General features: G+C 37.0%; 14 protein-coding genes. 3 read left to right on the top strand and 11 right to left on the bottom strand.

What is annotated here, in order from left to right; all coding sequences use genetic code 11:
- Window positions 1-136 precede the first annotated feature (136 nt).
- From ADIARSV_RS22200 to ADIARSV_RS14055, 5 genes are all read right to left on the bottom strand, one after another.
- Window positions 137-916 carry a type IIL restriction-modification enzyme MmeI gene (locus tag ADIARSV_RS22200; protein ID WP_316929513.1) on the bottom strand — a complete coding sequence of 260 codons (780 nt, stop codon included), beginning with the start codon at window positions 914-916 and terminating at the stop codon, window positions 137-139.
- Window positions 877-2,883, bottom strand: coding sequence for a DNA methyltransferase (locus ADIARSV_RS14070; RefSeq protein ID WP_016196244.1), 2,007 nt, complete (start codon window positions 2,881-2,883; stop codon window positions 877-879). Before ADIARSV_RS14070 ends, ADIARSV_RS22200 begins: the two co-directional genes overlap by 40 nt.
- A 161-nt stretch (window positions 2,884-3,044) precedes the next feature.
- On the bottom strand, window positions 3,045-4,967 hold the full coding sequence (locus ADIARSV_RS14065; RefSeq protein ID WP_016196243.1) for an AAA family ATPase: 1,923 nt from the start codon (window positions 4,965-4,967) through the stop codon (window positions 3,045-3,047).
- Window positions 4,967-8,062 carry a DUF262 domain-containing protein gene (locus tag ADIARSV_RS14060; RefSeq protein ID WP_016196242.1) on the bottom strand — a complete coding sequence of 1,032 codons (3,096 nt, stop codon included), beginning with the start codon at window positions 8,060-8,062 and terminating at the stop codon, window positions 4,967-4,969. The genes ADIARSV_RS14065 and ADIARSV_RS14060 overlap by 1 nt, the downstream gene beginning before the upstream one ends.
- A gap of 352 nt (window positions 8,063-8,414) precedes the next feature.
- Window positions 8,415-9,110: an SIR2 family NAD-dependent protein deacylase gene (locus ADIARSV_RS14055; protein WP_040300153.1), complete on the bottom strand. Its 696-nt coding sequence runs from the start codon at window positions 9,108-9,110 to the stop codon at window positions 8,415-8,417.
- 158 nt (window positions 9,111-9,268) lie between these two features.
- Between ADIARSV_RS14055 and ADIARSV_RS14050 the strand changes: the two genes are divergently transcribed.
- A complete protein-coding gene (locus ADIARSV_RS14050; protein WP_040300133.1) occupies window positions 9,269-10,351 on the top strand; it encodes an FUSC family protein in 1,083 nt (360 codons plus the stop codon).
- A gap of 30 nt (window positions 10,352-10,381) precedes the next feature.
- On the opposite strand, the gene ADIARSV_RS14045 is transcribed toward ADIARSV_RS14050, so the two are convergent.
- Window positions 10,382-10,906, bottom strand: coding sequence for a hypothetical protein (locus ADIARSV_RS14045; protein ID WP_016196238.1), 525 nt, complete (start codon window positions 10,904-10,906; stop codon window positions 10,382-10,384).
- 332 nt (window positions 10,907-11,238) lie between these two features.
- On the opposite strand from ADIARSV_RS14045, the gene ADIARSV_RS14040 reads away from it, so the two are divergent.
- Window positions 11,239-11,535, top strand: coding sequence for a type II toxin-antitoxin system HigB family toxin (locus ADIARSV_RS14040; RefSeq protein ID WP_235048426.1), 297 nt, complete (start codon window positions 11,239-11,241; stop codon window positions 11,533-11,535).
- Complete coding sequence (locus tag ADIARSV_RS14035) at window positions 11,519-11,878, top strand: helix-turn-helix domain-containing protein (RefSeq protein ID WP_016196236.1); 360 nt, start codon at window positions 11,519-11,521, stop codon at window positions 11,876-11,878. Before ADIARSV_RS14040 ends, ADIARSV_RS14035 begins: the two co-directional genes overlap by 17 nt.
- Window positions 11,879-11,936: 58 nt before the next feature.
- Here the strand turns inward: ADIARSV_RS14035 and ADIARSV_RS14030 are convergent, their stop codons facing one another.
- The 5 genes from ADIARSV_RS14030 to ADIARSV_RS14010 form a co-directional block, all read right to left on the bottom strand.
- The gene (locus tag ADIARSV_RS14030) at window positions 11,937-12,572 is read right to left on the bottom strand and encodes a DUF6266 family protein (RefSeq protein ID WP_016196235.1); all 636 of its coding nucleotides are present in this window, start codon (window positions 12,570-12,572) and stop codon (window positions 11,937-11,939) included.
- Between the two features lie 3 nt (window positions 12,573-12,575).
- Window positions 12,576-13,214 (bottom strand): DUF6266 family protein, encoded by a 639-nt coding sequence (locus tag ADIARSV_RS14025; protein WP_016196234.1) that lies wholly within the window; start codon window positions 13,212-13,214, stop codon window positions 12,576-12,578.
- A gap of 178 nt (window positions 13,215-13,392) precedes the next feature.
- On the bottom strand, window positions 13,393-13,779 hold the full coding sequence (locus ADIARSV_RS14020) for a VOC family protein (protein ID WP_040300130.1): 387 nt from the start codon (window positions 13,777-13,779) through the stop codon (window positions 13,393-13,395).
- Between the two features lie 408 nt (window positions 13,780-14,187).
- Window positions 14,188-17,457: a TonB-dependent receptor gene (locus ADIARSV_RS14015; protein ID WP_052017025.1), complete on the bottom strand. Its 3,270-nt coding sequence runs from the start codon at window positions 17,455-17,457 to the stop codon at window positions 14,188-14,190.
- Window positions 17,458-17,591: 134 nt separating this feature from the next.
- Window positions 17,592-18,932 carry an alkaline phosphatase family protein gene (locus ADIARSV_RS14010; RefSeq protein ID WP_016196231.1) on the bottom strand — a complete coding sequence of 447 codons (1,341 nt, stop codon included), beginning with the start codon at window positions 18,930-18,932 and terminating at the stop codon, window positions 17,592-17,594.
- Window positions 18,933-18,937 lie beyond the last annotated feature (5 nt).

Here is an 18,937-nt window from a genome sequence, read left to right as displayed (position 1 = left end):
ATAAAGAAGAAATACTAAATTTCGCATTCGCGAATATTAAAAAAACAACTATAAATACAAAAAAAACACTCTTAATTTATAATTGCGATCATCCCTTGATGCCGATTACAAAGGTGGCTTGTATATTGTCTTTTGTTTATATTAATTTTGATGCCTTAACTTTTTTAATTATTATACCTGTTGAAAACAAATCTGCCGAATATTTTTCATACAAGTCAAAAAGATAGACTACCCGATTTGCCTCATTTAAGAAAGGTTGTTTCCGATAAGCTAGATCAACGGCTTTGTCAAGAGCTTTATGGGCCTTAATTAACTTAGGAGGCATTATTAAAGGATCATACAAACTAGATAAACTATTGGAGCTAAATTCTTGCCTGACATCTAAAATATGTTGAGCGGCAGATTCAATGGCTATTGCATTTTTATCATTTTCTTTCGGCCATGGAAAATTGTTATAAACGATTTCATTTGAATATCGAAAGTCACTTTTTATTCTTCCACAAGTTGATTTTACCCAAGCCATATGCATTTCTGAATGTAGTATTCCAAAATGATAAATAGAGGCATTATCAATAGAAAGACAGCTATCACTTACTATAAAATCTGGGGTTAAAAAACCTAAAGGAATGTATTTGCGGTTTTCAGAAGAATGTCTTGGAATCAAAATGTAATTGGATTTAGGTTGCCTAATCTCACCAAATAATTGTGGATAGTCCGCTAATTTTTGCGTAGTGACCCTCGTACTTTCACTTCTAATATTTTTCACTTTTTTGACCCTTTTCTCAATCTCTTTGAGTTCTTGTAATTTATTCGGGTCTATATCCACTAACCAAAGACACCATCGTTTATAACCATTCAAAAACTCATGTGCACTTACTAATTCCCTGAGGTAATTTTTTGCTTCAGGTTCAAGTATAAGAAAGTCGACCTTTTCCTCATCTGTAAATAAAAAAAACCACCATCATTAGGCATATTTCCAAATGAAATCTCAGGTACATTACATAATGGTCTTCTTCGTTTGAAAAGTAAAGTGTCTTTAGCATCAACCAAATATGGATTGATATTTTTCACATGTACTTCATGTGGTTCGCCTCTGATGTCATCGTACTCATATATAATTTTATTGTTGCTATCATAATTCGCAAAACATATTATCACACAAAATACCGCTGCATTTCCTTTTGCTTCATTTTGCCATTTGAAGGTTTTATGTGCAAATAAAATCTTTGTATTATATTTAGACATTTGACTCCAAAGTATTCCAGGTTGCTCCCCTTGAACAATTGAGTTTGTTGAAACAAACCCAACCTTTATTTTGGTATTTTGAATGTACTTTGCCGCCTTAAGGTACCAACCTGTAACGTAATCCAAAACACCACTTCCTTGTTTGTGGTCAAACTCGCTGGCAATTTGTTCCCTCTGAAAAGGCTTCATTATTTTAGAACCAATAAAAGGAGGATTGCCTAAAATATAATCTAATTCTTCATTAGATACCAACTCTTGCCAGTTAAAGGCTAATGCATCTTTATTGATAATATTTGCAGCTTTCTTTAAAGGTAAACGAATAAAGTAGCTTCCAAATTCATTACTTATGGCCATATTCATTTGATGGTCAATAAGCCACATCGCAACTTCAGCTATTCTCGCAGGGAATTCCTCATATTCTATGCCATACATCATATCAACATTCAACCAAACAATTGATTCTATGCTAGTTGCTAACTGGTTTTTATATAAGCATCTTAAAATTAAAAGTTCTAACAACCGTAATTCTCTATAAGTAATCACCAAAAAGTTCCCACAGCCACAAGCTGGATCAAGAAATTTTAAAGTGCTGATTTTTTTATGAAATTCGTTTAACTTGTTCTTGCTTAATTTAACGGTCTCAAATTCGATATATAATTCATCTAGAAATAGCGGCTTGATCAGTTTTAAAATATTTTTTTCACTTGTGTAATGCGCCCCCAGATTTCTGCGTTCAATTGGATTCATTACACTTTGAAACATTGATCCGAAGATTGCAGGAGAGATAGCCCCCCAATTTAGCCCACAACATTCTATTAATATTGTACGCATTTGACTATCAAAAGCAGCATGAGGCAAAGGTTCTTCAAACAATTTTCCATTTACATAAGGGAAAGCATTTAACGATTCATCAACTATTTTAAGCCTGTTCTCTATTGGTGTATTAAGAATAAAAAACAGTTCACTCAATTTAGCTGCAAGGTCACTGCCGTCCGCAGTTGTTCGAAACTCTATAAATTCTTTAAATATATCTTTATCAAAAATGGTAGTATCATCTGCAAATAGACAAAATAATAACCTAACCAAATAGACCTCTAAAGGATGACCATCATATCCAATAAATTTAAGTTTATCATGCAGTTTGCCCATTAATTCAGCAGCTTTGATGTTTACCGGATCTTGTTCCTTATAGACATGTTTCTGATAGCCTGCAATAAATCCAAAATGCTTTACATGACTCACAAAATCTGCCAAAATGAATTCGATAGTTTTGTCTTCTTCGGTGTCAAATAACCTGAAGGTATTAAAATCTGAAACTAATACATATTTGGGAACTTCATGCTCTTTAAGCCCATGAATATATTCTTTAGCCTGAATAAAAGCCTTATCAAGATTTTTACCAAGGCTTTTCATTTCGATAACGATAACACCTTTCCAAAGTAAATCAATATAACCGTTTGAATTATCAAGCTTTTTAACTCTATGTTCAAAAAAACTTACACGATTGCGATATACTCCAAAAACATAAAAAAAAGCGTCTAAAAATGGTTTGGCATCTGCTTCTTCATTAGATGTACCCGCCCATTCTTTGGAAAAAGCAAACGCTCTATCATTAATTTCATTCCAACTTAATGCCATAGATTATTTAATAAAGTTTAAGATATTATCGCAAGTTGCTAAAGGTATATACTTAAATCGACTTATGATTGATTTAAGATTCTATTTAGGGTTCAGTATTCGGTATTCAGAGCTTCACTTTACAGTCTCTTGAATGGTGCAAATTTAAGTGCCCCAATTTTTTATTCCCAAACAATACGTGCACTCAATGGCACCCAATTGATACCTTCATGATATTCCATTGAGTCAATATAATTAAGTAATTTGGGAAATGGGGTATAAACAGAGCATAGGTATTCATGGACTTTATTGTACGCAATTTCTAAAGAGTCGTAATTAAAAGTCGGATCAGTTTTCTTTGGATTGAAAGTTACATATTGTTTAGTACCATTTACTCCTGAACACCTTTCAGTATAACACCGACAAGAGCACATTATAGGTGTAGATTCAGCTACATATTGAATTGTTATTGAATCTTTTATTATTAAATCATAATAAGCGAAATGGTTTGAAGTTGAATCAATCGCAATGGTCATTCGTATTCTAGTACCTTGTTCTAGACAACACCTGTAATTTTCGCTAATTTGCATGTCTATCAATAACTCTTTCAATCTTGAATAATTACCTTCTATTAATATCAATTCTGCCTTATAAATAGGCGATGATATCTCAAAATGAGATAATGGGTGCAACAAGGCATGTAACAAACTAATGATTTTCGTAATGGATGTAGTGTCCGTTCCTGATCTATTTAAGAAATCCCTAGTTCTATGCACCAAAGTGGTTAATTGAAAAGCAGGGATTTGAACGAAGTCTGAGTCAGCCAATTCCCACTTAGGAAGATAATCAGTAATTAGTTGTTCCAAAGCCTTTCTAAAATAGTTTGCAGCTGCAGGGTAGTCAGGCTTTGTTCTATTGTGTAGAAACCCGACTGCTTTCTGATAATTGGTTTCTCCAACTATAATAATCGGCTTTGTGATTTCATTATTGTTGACATGGTCAGAACCTACATACATCTCAACCGTTATCCATTTGTTTGGCCTATTAATTTCAAAAAATCGGTTGGCAAGTTCAAACCAGTGTCTATCGTAAGTAGAAATGAAAATCTGATAATCTGAAAATTCTTCAAGCAATATACTCAATATAGGTAAGCGGTTGCCAGCATCAAGCCCAACAAAGACATCGTCTAAATACAAAATCTTCAATTCCAAATTTGAAGGATTTTTTTTTAATGATGCGAGATATAAACAAATAGCAAATGCAGATAATCGAGCTTCATTTAAATAGTCACGATAATTGCCTGTAATTAGAATTTCATCTTTTGTGATCTTCAGTCTAAGATCAGCAGTTGTATGCCAGTTCCTTTTTGTTCCGTAATTGAATTCTAGGTCTTTTAAGTTGAAGCTCAGTCTGATCTTAAGATCAGGAAAATATGACGTTAATAATCTATTTAGTTCAACAAAAACTTCATTTAATGTGTTAGTTAAGTGAGCTTGAAAAATAGGTAATTCATCAAGCGCATCCCGATGGCATCGATCATTCCTTGTATAAGCATCCTTCGTTAAATTTCTTTGCAGCTTTATCCATCTTTCACCAAATCGAAAATTCCCACCAGAACTAATCGGAATGTGGTTTCCCAAGAGCTTAAGTACAATCAACTTAAATAAGTTAGGCTCTTCCTCATCATGTAAATACACATTTAATAAATCAGTATAATCCAAGAATCCCTTTGTTAAGGCTGCATTTTGAATAAAGGGAATTTTATGATTGCTCAATAAACTTCCGAACTGAAATAGCTGATTCGGTATAGGTAACTTTTTGAAGTTAGAATCAAACTCACCGAAAGACAATCTGATCTGCCCATCGTTCATGGTATCATGACGATTCTTTACATAACTGACAGAAGTATTTCTTGAACTTGAAAAATAATCATTTAGTGCCTTAAAAAGGGAGCTTTTACCACTTCCATTTTCGCCATAAATTAATAGGTTTTGACCTTGAGTAAGCTCTATGACATCATATTTACCATAGTATCCCCTAAAATTATTAATTGCGATCGACGTAATTCGTTTTATTATATTAAACGATACTAAAGGAGTTATCATTATATGGCTTCTATCAAAATAATTTCATTGATATTAAGTATTTTCAACAAAGAAGCACTCACTGGATGATCAACACTACTTAGCGAATTATAAACAGATTCTACCATTTCCTTATTACTTTGCTCGTCATTTTTTAATTCAGGAAGATGTACTAAATATTGTAACAAATCTGCATTTGCTTCCTTCAAAGTATCCCCTAGGAACAACTCATATACCATAGCATCAAGAATTCGTTGAAAGAACAAATACACTTGAATCCTAATATCACTTACAAGCATATAGTCAACGATAATGATGAATGGTCTTTGTTTTATGGACGAAATCCTTGGCACGGGAATTTCCCGTAGCTGAGTCAATGAAAGCTGTCTTGACTCATTTTGATTCAAAAAGACAAAATATTTTCCTAGTTTATTATAAGTATATCTACTACTGATTATTGCTATCAAGTATTTGGCCGCAAAGCCGTAACGAACCGCAGATACACACAAAATGTAACTTGTAAAGATTCCCTTACCATCATAATAAGCTGCAGTTAATCGTCCAGGTTGATTAGCATTTTTACTAACTAGAATTTTGCCTTTTTGCTCTGAGAATTCATGCAAAATCTCTTTCTCTTCTAAAGTCACATTAACAAATTCTTCGACGACTAGCTTAAGATTTTGAAATCTAACTTTATTTAATAGAGCAAAATCTTCAGTATTTTCAAAAGCATTATTCTTTGTTGACATTACAGGATTAACACCTTGAAATGAGATAGTTACATTTCCAAATGCAACATATTCAATTAATTTGCCAGTATTAAAATTTAACGGACGATCGCTTCTTGAAGAAAAATCAAAATTGAACTTTTCTACCATTTCATCAAAAGCTTTTTTACTTTCAATCCCAGACATGTATTTAAAAAGTTGCCCCAACCTTATTCTCATGGCACTTTTCTCTTGAATTACAATTTCAAATGGGATATTGTTTAAGAAATACCATAGTGCGTAGAAACTCTGTTGGGTTCTTCTTCCATTCTCGACGTTAAAAATATTATCAAGATTTTTATTAAGGTTAATATTAGGAGTATCAGGTCCGTCTGAAATAAGTTCCTTTAGTGTTTTTAGAAAGTTAAACTCTAAATCGTCACTAGCAGTTATAAACTCATCTTTGAATTCACTATCTTCTAATACTTTGGTGATCTCGTTTTTAGATTTCAGACGAAGATTAATTTTGTCCACAATTCTATATATATCTAGATCTTTCGTGACATTCCCGTCATCAGTAGAGTTTGATCTAAATTGCAAAAAAGCGAGTGCGGTATAAATATTCTCATTTTCCATCCTAGAGTTATTTTTTCTAAAATAAAACCAGTCTTTATTGTTTCTATAAATAGTTTTTATAGTTTGCACTATATCACGAGAAATGTAGGAGTTCCACATTTCAAATGTGTCTTCCTTTATCGGATATGGTTTATTATTTAAACGGATAAATAAGTCTATAGGCTCGAAATTAGAATTGTTTTTTTGACTAATTTCGATTATCCATAAGTCATAATTTATAATTTTATCTTTCTCTTCCTGACTAAGCTGTTCAAACGTGTCTCCATGTAAATTCTTTAAGATTCCATTTTTTAAACTAAGAGAATAACCATTTTTATCAGAGTTTCTGGTTTTATTATTCTCATCCAAATAAGGTTTGCCAATAAATCCCAAAATCGATAGCAATCTTTGCTGGCCATCAAGTACTTCCGAAATATCATCTTCTCTTTTATAAACAAAAATTGGAGGTAATTTTATACCGAGCAATATACTTTCAATAATTGATGAGGATTTCTTTTTATTTATAACCTCATTTCTTTGGTAGGGGGGGCGAATCAAAAATCTCTGTCTTGTCATCTGCCGGCATATGTCTAAAATTGCGGTAGTGGAAGGCTCTGGTTTATTTATTCTTAGTTCATCAAAGCTAACACCTTCTTCTTCGGCTAAACTTATATGTTTATCTTTTTCTTTAAAGTCAGAACTAGTTTGCAAGTAAATATTAAAATTTATGTCGAATTTACCGGAAAAAAAATCTGAAGTTATAAGATATCTATTATGAAGCTCCTTTGAAAACGAACTCCGATCCATTTCGAAGGCTTCCATATGCTCTTTAATGTAGTAAACAAGTTCTTTAAGAATATCTTTATTCAATGATGTTAATAATAGTCCTTCAGCTTCCATTATCGAAAAAGCCCAAAACAAGCATTCTGACATTAGCCTATTATAGGTTAACATTTGGTTATCAATCATGTACTTAATTTTCTTAAGTAAATTGATCTTCTCTATAAAGCTATTGAATAGACTTTGTATTTCTTCCTCAGTGATTTTTGAAAAGAGAAATTCATAATATTTTGATATAACCGTATCTTTTTTTACTGCGTAGTATTTTATAGGGATTTGATGTTGTACTAGAAGTTGCCTGATTTTCTTCAGAATTATTTCTGTATTTGTCTTTTCGAAATGTAAGAGCCTTGATATGTCATTGTATAGTACTTGGTCTGATTTCAATTTTCCTTTAATAAAGGTGTTTAGATCATCTTCAAAATAAATAGCTTTATCAATCTCCGGTTGCTTCAATGGAGTTATTCCGGAATTATACCTCTTGAAAATTTCCTTTTTTACGACTTCTTCGATCTCGTCGTTAATGGGACTTTTGGTATGGAAGCTAAATTCTATTATTCGTAATTTAGTATCCCAAAATAAATCTTCGTATTTATGGCCGATGTCTTTGAATAACTTATTTGCAATACCAATATTTTCAAGCTTTCTTAAACCTATTTTTTTTAACTTAAAGTCATTATTCTTAAATCTCAGAATCGTTTGATAACGCTGGCGTCCATCGATAACTTCTACGTGATCCTTACTTCGAAAAAAAATCAACGGTGGAATTTCAGTCCCGAGTAAAATGCTTTCAATAAAATAGCTTGCCTTTTCATCATCCCATACGTAGTTTCTTTGATAAAATGGTTTATAATTTGTTTTCTTTACTCGATCAGGATTATTAAAAAGACTTTCAATAGACATTACTTTTGCTTCTATTTTAATCAAATTTTCAAATATTTCTCTTATCTCCATGAATCGGTAGGAATTTAAAGCGCTTTATGTTTCTATCTAAATCTAGTACGAATGTACTTATAAAATGGACTTTTACTCAAAGTCGGCAAAATTAAATTTAATATCCTTCTTTCAAATAAACTTAAATTTAATCCCCTTATTTAACACTTTTTTATTGAAAGGCAAGAATATTGAAATCTAATACTAAAAGCATGTGACATCATTAGTTTTAGATTCTTATTTCAATTCGACTATCACAAACTATTGTTACATTGCTATTGCTACATGGAGATCTTATTTAACAATCTTTAATAAAATAATTTACATCATGCTGATTAATTGGGTGATAAGAATGTAGCTATTTTGATTTGCATCATTGCAAAGTAATCTCCCCCATCAACTCCCTCACCATCTCAACCACCCCCACAGTTGCCTTCTCCTGAATAACAATAAACCCCTTCCCCTTCCCAAGCGGAACATTAGGATCAACAATATACTTAACAATCCCCTTTGGCACATAATCAACTAACCCGGCAGCCGGATAAACCACCAAACTAGTTCCAATAACAGCAAAAATATCTGCCTGAGCACAAATCTCAATTGCCTTCTCCAGCATCGGAACAGCCTCCCCAAAGAACACCACGTGCGGTCTTAGCTGAGAGCCATCCTCACCAACATCACCCATTTTAATCTCCCAACCATCCAACGGATATGTTTTTGCAGAATTTAAACTAGACTGTGACCTGGTAATCAACCCATGCAAATGCGTCACAGATTTCGACCCTGCCCTTTCATGCAAATCATCTATGTTTTGAGTAATAATTTGAACATCGTATTTTTCCTGCAAACGAGCTAACGCAATATGTGCAGCATTAGGCCAGGCATCAATTATCGCCTTCCGCCTGTCATTATAAAACGTCTGAACCAAAACCGGATTACGTCGCCAGGCATCCGCAGTACAAACCTCTTCCACATTATAACCTTCCCAAAGACCGTCAGAATCCCTAAAAGTTTTTAATCCACTTTCAGCACTTATGCCGGCACCTGTTAATATGACTAATTTTTTCATCTCGATAAGTTCCTGCCCAATTTCGTTAGAATTAAGCAATAAGAGAAATTGAATGCACATTAATAGGAAGTGTAAATTGAACTGTCGTACATTTGTACCAACACAGAACGCATACCGCAAAGTACGAGCAGTGCATTCCAGACAACGTAACATCCCATATGCCAGAAGATTTTAAAACGATACTCATTCGAGAGCTCAACCTATTATTCACACTCAAAAAGACAGAGCGGCTCTGGCATATCCCGGTATTGGCTTCACTTTGCACAGGACTCCCCCTACTAATCGGCTATTACACAGGCCATATTGACTTTGGCGTATTATCATGCCTTGGAGGTTTAGTCATATTATACATGCCATCCACCAACCTCGAAAATCGGATGTTAACTTTAATGCTTTGCTCTTTCGGTTTTATCATCAGCTTTGCCGTCGGAATCAGCTTCAGCTTTAACCCCTATCTTTCAGCTGGTATTCTAGGACTATTCGCTTTTGGCCTCAACTGGGTAACCAGTTATTTCAAAATGCATCCCCCGGGAAGCTTCTTTTTCATCATGATTGCATCTATGGCTAGTTGTATGCCCTTTGACCTGGTTAGTGTCCCGACAAAAATAGGTTTGATTGCTGCCGGCACAATTCTGGCCTGCGTCCTCGCCTTCTTCTACAGCTTATACATCACCAAAAAACTCCATAAACAAGTACTCAAACCTTCTATCAGGAAACAAGATTACGCCAATCTCACCGAATCTGCTATCATAGGCATCTTCATCACGCTTTCCTTACTCGTTGGGCACTATTTCAACTTTGACAACCCCTACTGGATCCCGGTTTCCTGTTGTGCCATCATGCAGGGTGTCAGCGTTACGCACGTATGGCAACGGAGTATTCACCGGATTACCGGAACATTAATAGGGATAGGCTTTACCTGGATCCTGATCCAGTTCAACTTCTCCCTATTAGAGATCTGTATCATCATATTAATCCTGCAATTCATCATTGAAATGCTTGTAGTGAGGCATTACGGTCTTGCAGCCATATTTTTCACCCCATTATCCATATTCCTGGCTGAACTAGGCCGCGGTGTTGTAGTCTTTAATAGCAATGGACTGGTGCAGGCTCGTGCGCTTGATATTGTGATCGGCAGCCTCATAGGAATTCTAGGCGGCATGGTACTCCATAACCGCTATATCCAACAAAAAACAATCAGACAAATCCGTTTAACTCGTGTCGGACTTTTAAGGAAATAACGCGTTAATAAATCTACAACAGCTCTTTATTTAATGAAGCTTCCGCGTATATTCGCTTAACCTGATAATTTTACCGTCTTTTAGCTGAAGATCATTAATAACAGCTAATGAATCCTTAACTCCTTTTTTTGTTTCCCAGTTCTGTGTGTACCAAACGGTTACCCATTCCTCTGATTTATCTTTTGATACTACGGACTCCCAATCGTACATTTTTATGTTCACAGTTTTAAACATATTCCATCCTACATTAAACATTGCCTTCACACTATCTCTTGGCATTTTTTCATCTAATGCATCAAACTCAACGTGCACGGTGTCACCAAAATAACTAGTTGATTCATCCATTTTTCCATTTTCCCAGGCCTTTAGTGCTTTTAACGCAATCAGCGTATTGGCTGTACTACCCACTTCCCAATTATCAGGATGTTTAATGGAATAAGGATAATCTTGTTCCGCATTTGCAGAAGTGTCTCCCATTGCCCCATCAGCGGCTTTTTGCTTGTTGCTGCAGGAAAACAATGTTCCAGCTAAAAGAATTAAGAATAACTTTTTCATAATTAATTAAGTGCTTGAGGTGAAAGATTAAAAAATAGTTTAAGTAATCGTTCTTAATGAAAAAAGGAATGTAAAGACTACTAAAAGAGCAAGTTAGACTCAACGTATATAACAAATTTAATACACAGTTAAGATAATGTCAATACTCAATCATACAGGGGATTGATACAATTTCAAGGAAAGACCTTTGATTGAATAAAATTCAGACCACTTAGCAACAACCACTTTATTTACGAGTAAAGAAAATCAATCAAACTGCAAAATAAAATACATTATTCCGTTCCCGTTTTGGGAACATATTAGTATATTTGTTAAATATGCGGGTGATAGCAATGAAAACGCTAAAAGATTATATTCAGGAATTCAATCAAGCAGAACAGGCATTATTAAGTTGGCATGAAGAAGCCGTTTATGCATCATGGAATAATCCAAATGAGTTGAAAGCTCAATATAAAAACGCGTCTATCATCAATGAAAAAAGAGTTGTATTTAATATACACGGCAATAGCTACCGCTTAATTGTAGATATAGAATACCGCTTAAAAATCGTGTTTGTAGTTTGGTTTGGCTCGCATAATCAATATGATAAAATAAATGTAAAGACAGTCAGTTATGTTAAAACCAATTAAATCAACGAAAGAATATGATAATGCTCTGGCTCATGTGTATGAGTTAATGCAAACTGATATCGCAGAAGGTTCAGCGGCTTCCGATGAATTAGAAGTATTAAGCCTATTAGTTAAGGAATATGAATTAATACATTATCCTGTTTCTTATCCAAATCCAATAGAAGCTATAAAGTTTCGGATGGAGCAGATGAACTTATCTGAAAACGAGCTAAGTGAACTATTAGGTACACGTTCAAGAAAGTCTGAAGTTCTTTCAGGGAAAAGAAAACTCAGCCTTTCTATGATTCGAAAGTTAACAGATGTACTTAAAATCCCTGCTGAAGTTTTAATACAAGCTTATTAATGACGTTTTTACAAGAAATAAGTAAAGGTTTCGAGTGAATAGAGTTCATCATCATTTACTATAACGTCTTCCTATACTTCAAATAAGTAGTTGCTGATGCTTCCTTAAAGTTATGGTTTGAGAAAAAGAAGAATCCATGTAACGCATCATTGCCAAACGTAGCAGGAAGTGCCAGCTTTAAACTCAAATCTCCCCGCAAGGCCTTTTGTTCAAATAGCATCGTAATTTCCTTACTCTCATTTACCAGCACAAACATCAAAATATCATCAGGTGAAGAAGCTTTACTTATAACCGGAAGAATCTCCCAGGTCACCACAGCCTCATCGCCCATTATCTCCAAAGTAAGATTGATTGGCCCATCCATTATTCCCCGACTTATCTGCACCTTAGAATAAGTGATACACAAATCCGGATATTCGCCATCAATAGCTTGTTTAATCATAGTACCCAGGGCAGCGTCATAGGACATAATACCCCTGCGCAAATCTCCATGCCAGGACTTATTAATCAATGCACGAAGAGGATTTAGAAAATTCATTGCCATCTTAAACTTTAGCCTGGTACCTAATTGCTTATCACTAGGACTGACTGTAAAAACAGGACGTTTACGCGTACGCTGCTTTCCGGAACGATCAATATAATATACCAAATTCCCCAGTAAGCCTGAAATCCGATTACTTTCAATAATGGCCATGATCTAGTTGTTAAAAAATCCAACAAATACAGAGTCCGAATTTTTATCCTCCATAGAAGTCATGAACATATAAACACATATGGATTGGTCAACCCAATTTCCAGGAAGAACTATTTCCGCCTTTTGATCCTGACGGAGATATTGATCCGCTAAAACAATGGACGCTGCTAAAGAAGGACAGTACAACACAATTGTTGCCTGATCCACTCCCCTTTCAATGGCCGAATACCCATACATTTCCCATGTAATCCACATGACACCTTGCTCCGATGCCGACAGCATGCACCCGGCTGGCTTACCTACCAACTTCCCTTTGCTCAAAATGACCTTTGCATAATCGGGCAGGGAATCTTCTTCAAGATTTTCAAATACCGGATAGTTTGCCTGGATCGCCAGATTCTGTGCAGTTGCCTTTCTTGTATCCTGATTTTTAAATCCCTGATCAATCACCGGCCTGAGCGATGCTAAAAACTCCGCTAACAAGCCAAAATTTCGACGAACCTCGCTCTGCTTATCTGTTGGCTTTCGTGATGACCGTTTAGAGATTCCCCTGATGTAATCGACGTCGCGCCAGTTACTTCCCACTACACTTCCTACTTTTCCTGAAAAGGCACCATTCGCGCCATTCTTAATTCTTGCCATAGTTTCTAAATAAAGTTTGTTCAGAAAGCATCATGTATTGATCTTCCTGTTGAAACAAACTTACTAGGACAGAATAAAAGGAACGATTGTCAGTCGAAATCTTCTTAAATCTTCTCAGATACGGTAGGATTTTACCATATATGACTAAAAAGGGTGTTGGCCACTTAGCTGGACATATCTACATATAAAACACGTTGAACTTATGTCCATCCGGATCAGCGAATACAAAACCGTAATAACCTTCTCCAAACTCTTTAGGTTTTGAAATGATTTCCCCTCCGGCATTCAGCACTTCTTTCGCCCAATTGTTCACCTCATCTTTGGTTTCTGCTGAAAGGGTAAATATAATTTCGTTTGCGATGTGCGCATCTGATATTTCAATTTCCACGTTCTCTTTCAGCTTATCTGTTAGGAAAAAGTGTATGACAAAATCATCCTGACCTACCAAAAAGCTGGTCAGATCCTCAGATCTCCCGTTAGACTTAAATCCCAGTGCCGTATAAAATTTCGTTGTTCTGTCCAGGTCATTTGTCGTTAAATTTGACCAAATCTTTTTTGGGTTCATGTCGGCAGTTGTTTGTAAGAGAATCTTTCACTAAGGTAAAGTGTTAAAGCTAAATACTTACGGTGTATACACGCCATTTACACGGGTAATTTACGACGTCATACTATCCCCATTCCTGTTAAAAGGAATAATCCTCAAAACTGATCAGGTAATCCTAATGGCATTGAAGACAGGAACGAATTTTATGCATAGGGCTTAGAACGGTGCTTCGCTATTTGTTCGTTGCATCACCCTTGGTCCGCCCTCTCCAGGCGAACAACCAAGGGAAGTAGAAGCAATTAAGAAGGCAGACAGGACACGGCAACGCTATTAGATCCTGCTTTCATGGCAGGTTCTAATAGCGTTGAAACAGGTATCATTCAATAAAGAGATGGTATTGAACAATTACATGGTTTTATTCGGACTGTATTAATTAAAGATATACCTGATTCCAAATTGCATCACGTAGGTTGAATTACTACTGATATCATTTACAAAAGTTTTAGTAATCAGGTTGCCACTCGTTGTTGCCAATTGAAATGTAGGTTTAACGGTGCCATTGGGCACCACTGAGCCTAAATTGGCAGGAACCAATAGGGCGCTGGTCTGGACCATTTTTTTCAATCCCCAATCCGGATTCAGCAAATTACCCACATTCAAAACGTCCCATGACAACTGGATAGACTGCTGCGCTTTGCGATTAGTTAACATAAAATCATGTGTCAGCTTCAGATCCCACTGATTGCGCCATGGCAGTAATGCGCCATTGCGTTCTGCATATTTTCCTTTGCGGGAACTCAGGTATTTATCCTGATCGATGTATTTAAAGAAAGCCTCACTTTGCTGTGACGCCGAATAAGTCACTTGCGTTGGTTGATTGATCGTTAAATCGACAAATGTAATTTCGGAAGGATCTTTAGGGACATAAATCAAAGCCTTGTTCGCACCGTCATGAATAAAATCACGGGAATAGGTATAAGAAAACCGCCCATCATAAGTTCCCTGGTATACTAACGCGGCACCGACTTTGAACTTCTTTAGATATACTTGATGATAATTGAAGAAAGCCACTATCCTTCGGGGAATTACATAACCGGCATAGCTTAGTTGGGTTTGGTTATTTCCATTTACACTGGCCGTGGCATTTAAAGCCGAAAGGGTTTGGTCGCCATCTCCATCGTTTAAATTCTTTGCCATACTGGCGCTATAGGCAACTGAAAATAAAAGGGTATTAGAGATTTTTTTCTCAATCTGCTCCGTTATTGACCAGTAATAGCCCTTTGATTGATTGCCTACTTTTACCACATTCAACTGCGCATTTCCATTTCCATCCGCTAAGCCTGAACTATTCAGCGTATTGATAAACCGATCTTTAATGTCAGCTTGATATACCTGCCTGTTATCGGGATAACCGCTGATATTTAAATACTGAGGGGCTTCGAGATTGATATCCTTAAAAATAATGGCATGTATATATTTATTATAAAGCACATCTACTTTCAACGTTAAGCCTGTAGCGAGCAGCAAATCAAGACCGGCACTGCTTTTCCAGGTTTGAGGCATTTTAAAGTCTTTAGCTATTACACTGGTTATTGAGGGTAATTTTGAGCTTTGGGCAGTCAGATCGGCAGGCACATAGGCTGTTGGATCGGGATTGAATGAACCGGGTGTGTTCTCCTTTCCCTGCCAGGTTTGTGTAATTTGCGATAAACCGGAATAGCGGGCCTGACTGATGATCCACACAAAGGGAATCCTCCCGGTAAAGATGCCTGTCCCTCCTCTTAGCCTGAATGTCCCACTCTCGTTCATATTAATGGAAATACCAATTCTCGGGGATATAAGTAGGGACGGCTGCGGTAATTGAGAGGTATGCACTTGCTCGCCTTCAGCAAAAGTGAGTGCAGATAGATTTGTGTTCTCTGCCAGTGATTTTGGATACCAGGGTAGATCCACACGGATACCTGCAGTAAGACTGGAGCGCTTACCCAGCATAATGCTGTTCTGTGCGAAAATAGCCAGATTTGCATATTTGAAACTATAAACAGGCTGTTTGATTTCGGGATCGGTGGAATAAGTGAGCGCGTAGTCGATTGGTTTTTGTCCGGTAACAAAATCATCCCAGGAAGCAAATGTATAGTAACCGGTTCCAAAGGGCATGTAGGTGTTACTCGTGCGACTGTAATCTATTTTTGCACCTGCTAACCAGGTATTTCGAGTATGGCTGAAATTGACGTAATCCATTACGGACAGTAAGTTTACCTCCCGGCTGTTGCCATAAGTAAAAGGCTCCAGTCCAAAGGAAGTGAACGGAACTCCATCTTTCAAAATATCAACGAATGGGAATGATTTACTATCGGATACACGCGGTTCATATTGCTTGGTATAAGATGCCCGCAGCGTGTTTGAGGTGTTTGCGGTTAATTTCTTGTTCCATTCCGCAGCAAAAGAATAAAAATTAGACCGTGTACTGAAATTCGAATTACTAAAGAACAGTGCATTACTATTTCTTCTGCCTGCCCCGGTAGGAAAAGCGGTTAAAGGGCTTCTTGATCCGTTGAGCAGTTCTGGCCGCAGACTTTTTAATTGGTTATATCGGATGCTGAAGGTATTATTAGCAGATATGTTCCAGTCGATTCTTCCCAGTATTTTGGTACTCTTATTTTGAAAATCATAATTACTATAGCTGCCCGGATCATATTGGTAGGTATTGCGTAGGTAACTGTCAATCTCATTCAGCTCTGTGGCTTGCGGCCTGGAGATGTTTGTACTTCGTCCATAGGGGGCTTCAGCGGTAGCCGCAATATACGGTTGCGGGTTATATTGCTCATTTTCTGTTTCCAGACTAAAAAAATAGAATAATTCATTTGGCAGAATAGGCCCTCCTATTCGGATGCCGTCCTGATGATAAAACATTTTTCCTTTTTCAAAAGATTGGTCAGCTACCTGGTTCCCGTAACTATTCTGATTACGAAAAAACCGGTAAGCCGAGGCCTGCGTTTTATTACTCCCCGACCGGGTGATAATATTGATGGTACTTCCGATAAAGCCAGATTCCCAAATGGCATTAAAGGGGGCGACATTCACTGAAAGCTGGTCAATAGCGTCAAGTGATACCGGTTGCGTTCCGTTTCCCGGTAAATTTTCGCCTACACCAAAGTTGTTATTAAATTCAGAACCATCAATGGTAATGAAGTTCTGTCTGTAATTTCCCCCTGCAATGGATGGACCGAATGAGAGCGGATTTAAACGTACATAATCCTGAATACTTCTTTTTATAGCAGGTAAACTGCCAAAGATTTTTTGATCGATCTGGGTAGACAGTCCGGTTTGCTGTGTGCTTATTTGTGTTTTACCCGGTATGGCTAAATTGATCACTACTTCCGGAAGTTCAATTCCAGCGTTTTTTAGTGTAATCTGAATCTGCTCGGGTTCATCGAATCGCAGATAAAAATCTTTTTGATGATAGGTAGGATATCCCGTAGCCATCACCTCAATCTCGTAAAGGCCACCTGGTTTTAAATCGGGCAGATAAAACCGACCTGATTCATTACTGGAACAACCGTATTGGGTTTGGGTGGGTTGATAAAACAAGCGTACTATTGCTCCCTGAACCAACATTTTATTTTGATCATAGATTATCCCCGACAACGTACTTTTCGTTGTTTGCCCAACAAGTAAATGCGGGATCGTGAATACCATGCAAAATAAAAGAAATCCGTACTTCATCAATCAAATGCCCTATTTAGAATTTCGCGTATACTCAAACTAGTATACATCAAAAAACAGACAAGTTACCCTGCCTGTTTTTTGATGTTCTCTATTTATACTATTTGTTATTTTTTTACCAGTATTCCCGGGTACAAAATACCATCGGGTGCATCAAAATTAATTCCCAATAGTTTAGCTGCCAATGGAGCGATATCTTCAAGACCGATCAAAGGGAGCGTTACATTCTTTTTGACTCCTGCGCCAGACACAATAAAGCCGGTTTGGATATGCTGAAAGTCAGGATAGAAACCATGTGTACCACCAGAAGCCGGTTTAAGAGCATTTCCTGTTAGGGAAGAACTCATGGAAATGCCCTCAATAGGTGCTAAAGCGAGAGCTGCATTTGGATCACTGCCCACTTTGTCCAGTTCAGCACGATTTACAACACGGAACAGCTTCTTCTGAGATTCAGGCAAAGCATTCAGTATTTGCTGTACCTGTGCCAGCGTCTTTACGTCTTTTGGATCCTTGAGCATCAAAAAAGCGGCAGCTCCTGATGTATGGAACTGTGCTTTCCAATTCAGCTTCCCGTTTGTTCTGGTATACAAGCCATTTTGTGCTAGCCAAACATTCGGGGACACAGAAGTGTGTACATTCACAAAACCATGATCTCCAGTTACGATAACAGTCGTACTGTCCTTTATGCCTGCCTGCTCAATGGCTTCCAGGATATTATTCACGGCATGGTCTGCACCTGCTACCGCTGTCCGTACGTGGTCGCCATCCCGCCCATCGTTATGCTCTGCATGATCAACGGCAAAGATGTGAAATGTAAGCAGGTTTGGTTTGTATTTACCAATCAGGTAAGCCACCATCCTGCTTCCATTTTCATCGGCTGATGAAAAGTCGCTGCTTAGTTTCTGTGCATCCAGTTTTCCGGTAGCGTTCAATTCAATCTCCTCGAAGAGTCCTTTTGGAGTGGATAACGCTCTTACTGGTGCTACACGATCCACATTGGTATCCAAAGTCCAAACTTCCGGAATATTGTAATCTATTTTCGCTCCTGATGATACCGGCCAGTAAACAGAGGCTGTTTTAAGTCCGGCCTTTCCGGCTGCATCCCATAATGTGGGTACTTTTATCAGGCTGGTTTCCCAGTACCATCTACCGGTTGATCCTTCTGCCTCAAAGGGTGAATTGTAGTAGATCCCATGTTTTAATGGTTTGGCTCCGGTAATAATGGTCGTGTGTGAGGGGTAGGTAACGCTTGGAAACACACCCCTTACTCCGTCTGCCGACACGCCTTCTTCTACCATTTTATGTAGCGTTGGCGTGGCCCATGTGTCTTCCCTGTAAAAATCAGGCCTGAACCCATCAATGCTGATGATAATAACATGTTTAACTTGCTGTGCTGAAAGTTGAACGGATAGAGGTACTAAAAAGAGGACTAAAAATAACTTTCTCATGAAAT

It is taken from the genome of Arcticibacter svalbardensis MN12-7 (assembly GCF_000403135.1).
In the GTDB taxonomy this organism is placed as follows: domain Bacteria; phylum Bacteroidota; class Bacteroidia; order Sphingobacteriales; family Sphingobacteriaceae; genus Arcticibacter; species Arcticibacter svalbardensis.
This window is presented reverse-complemented; position numbering and strand designations above follow the sequence as displayed.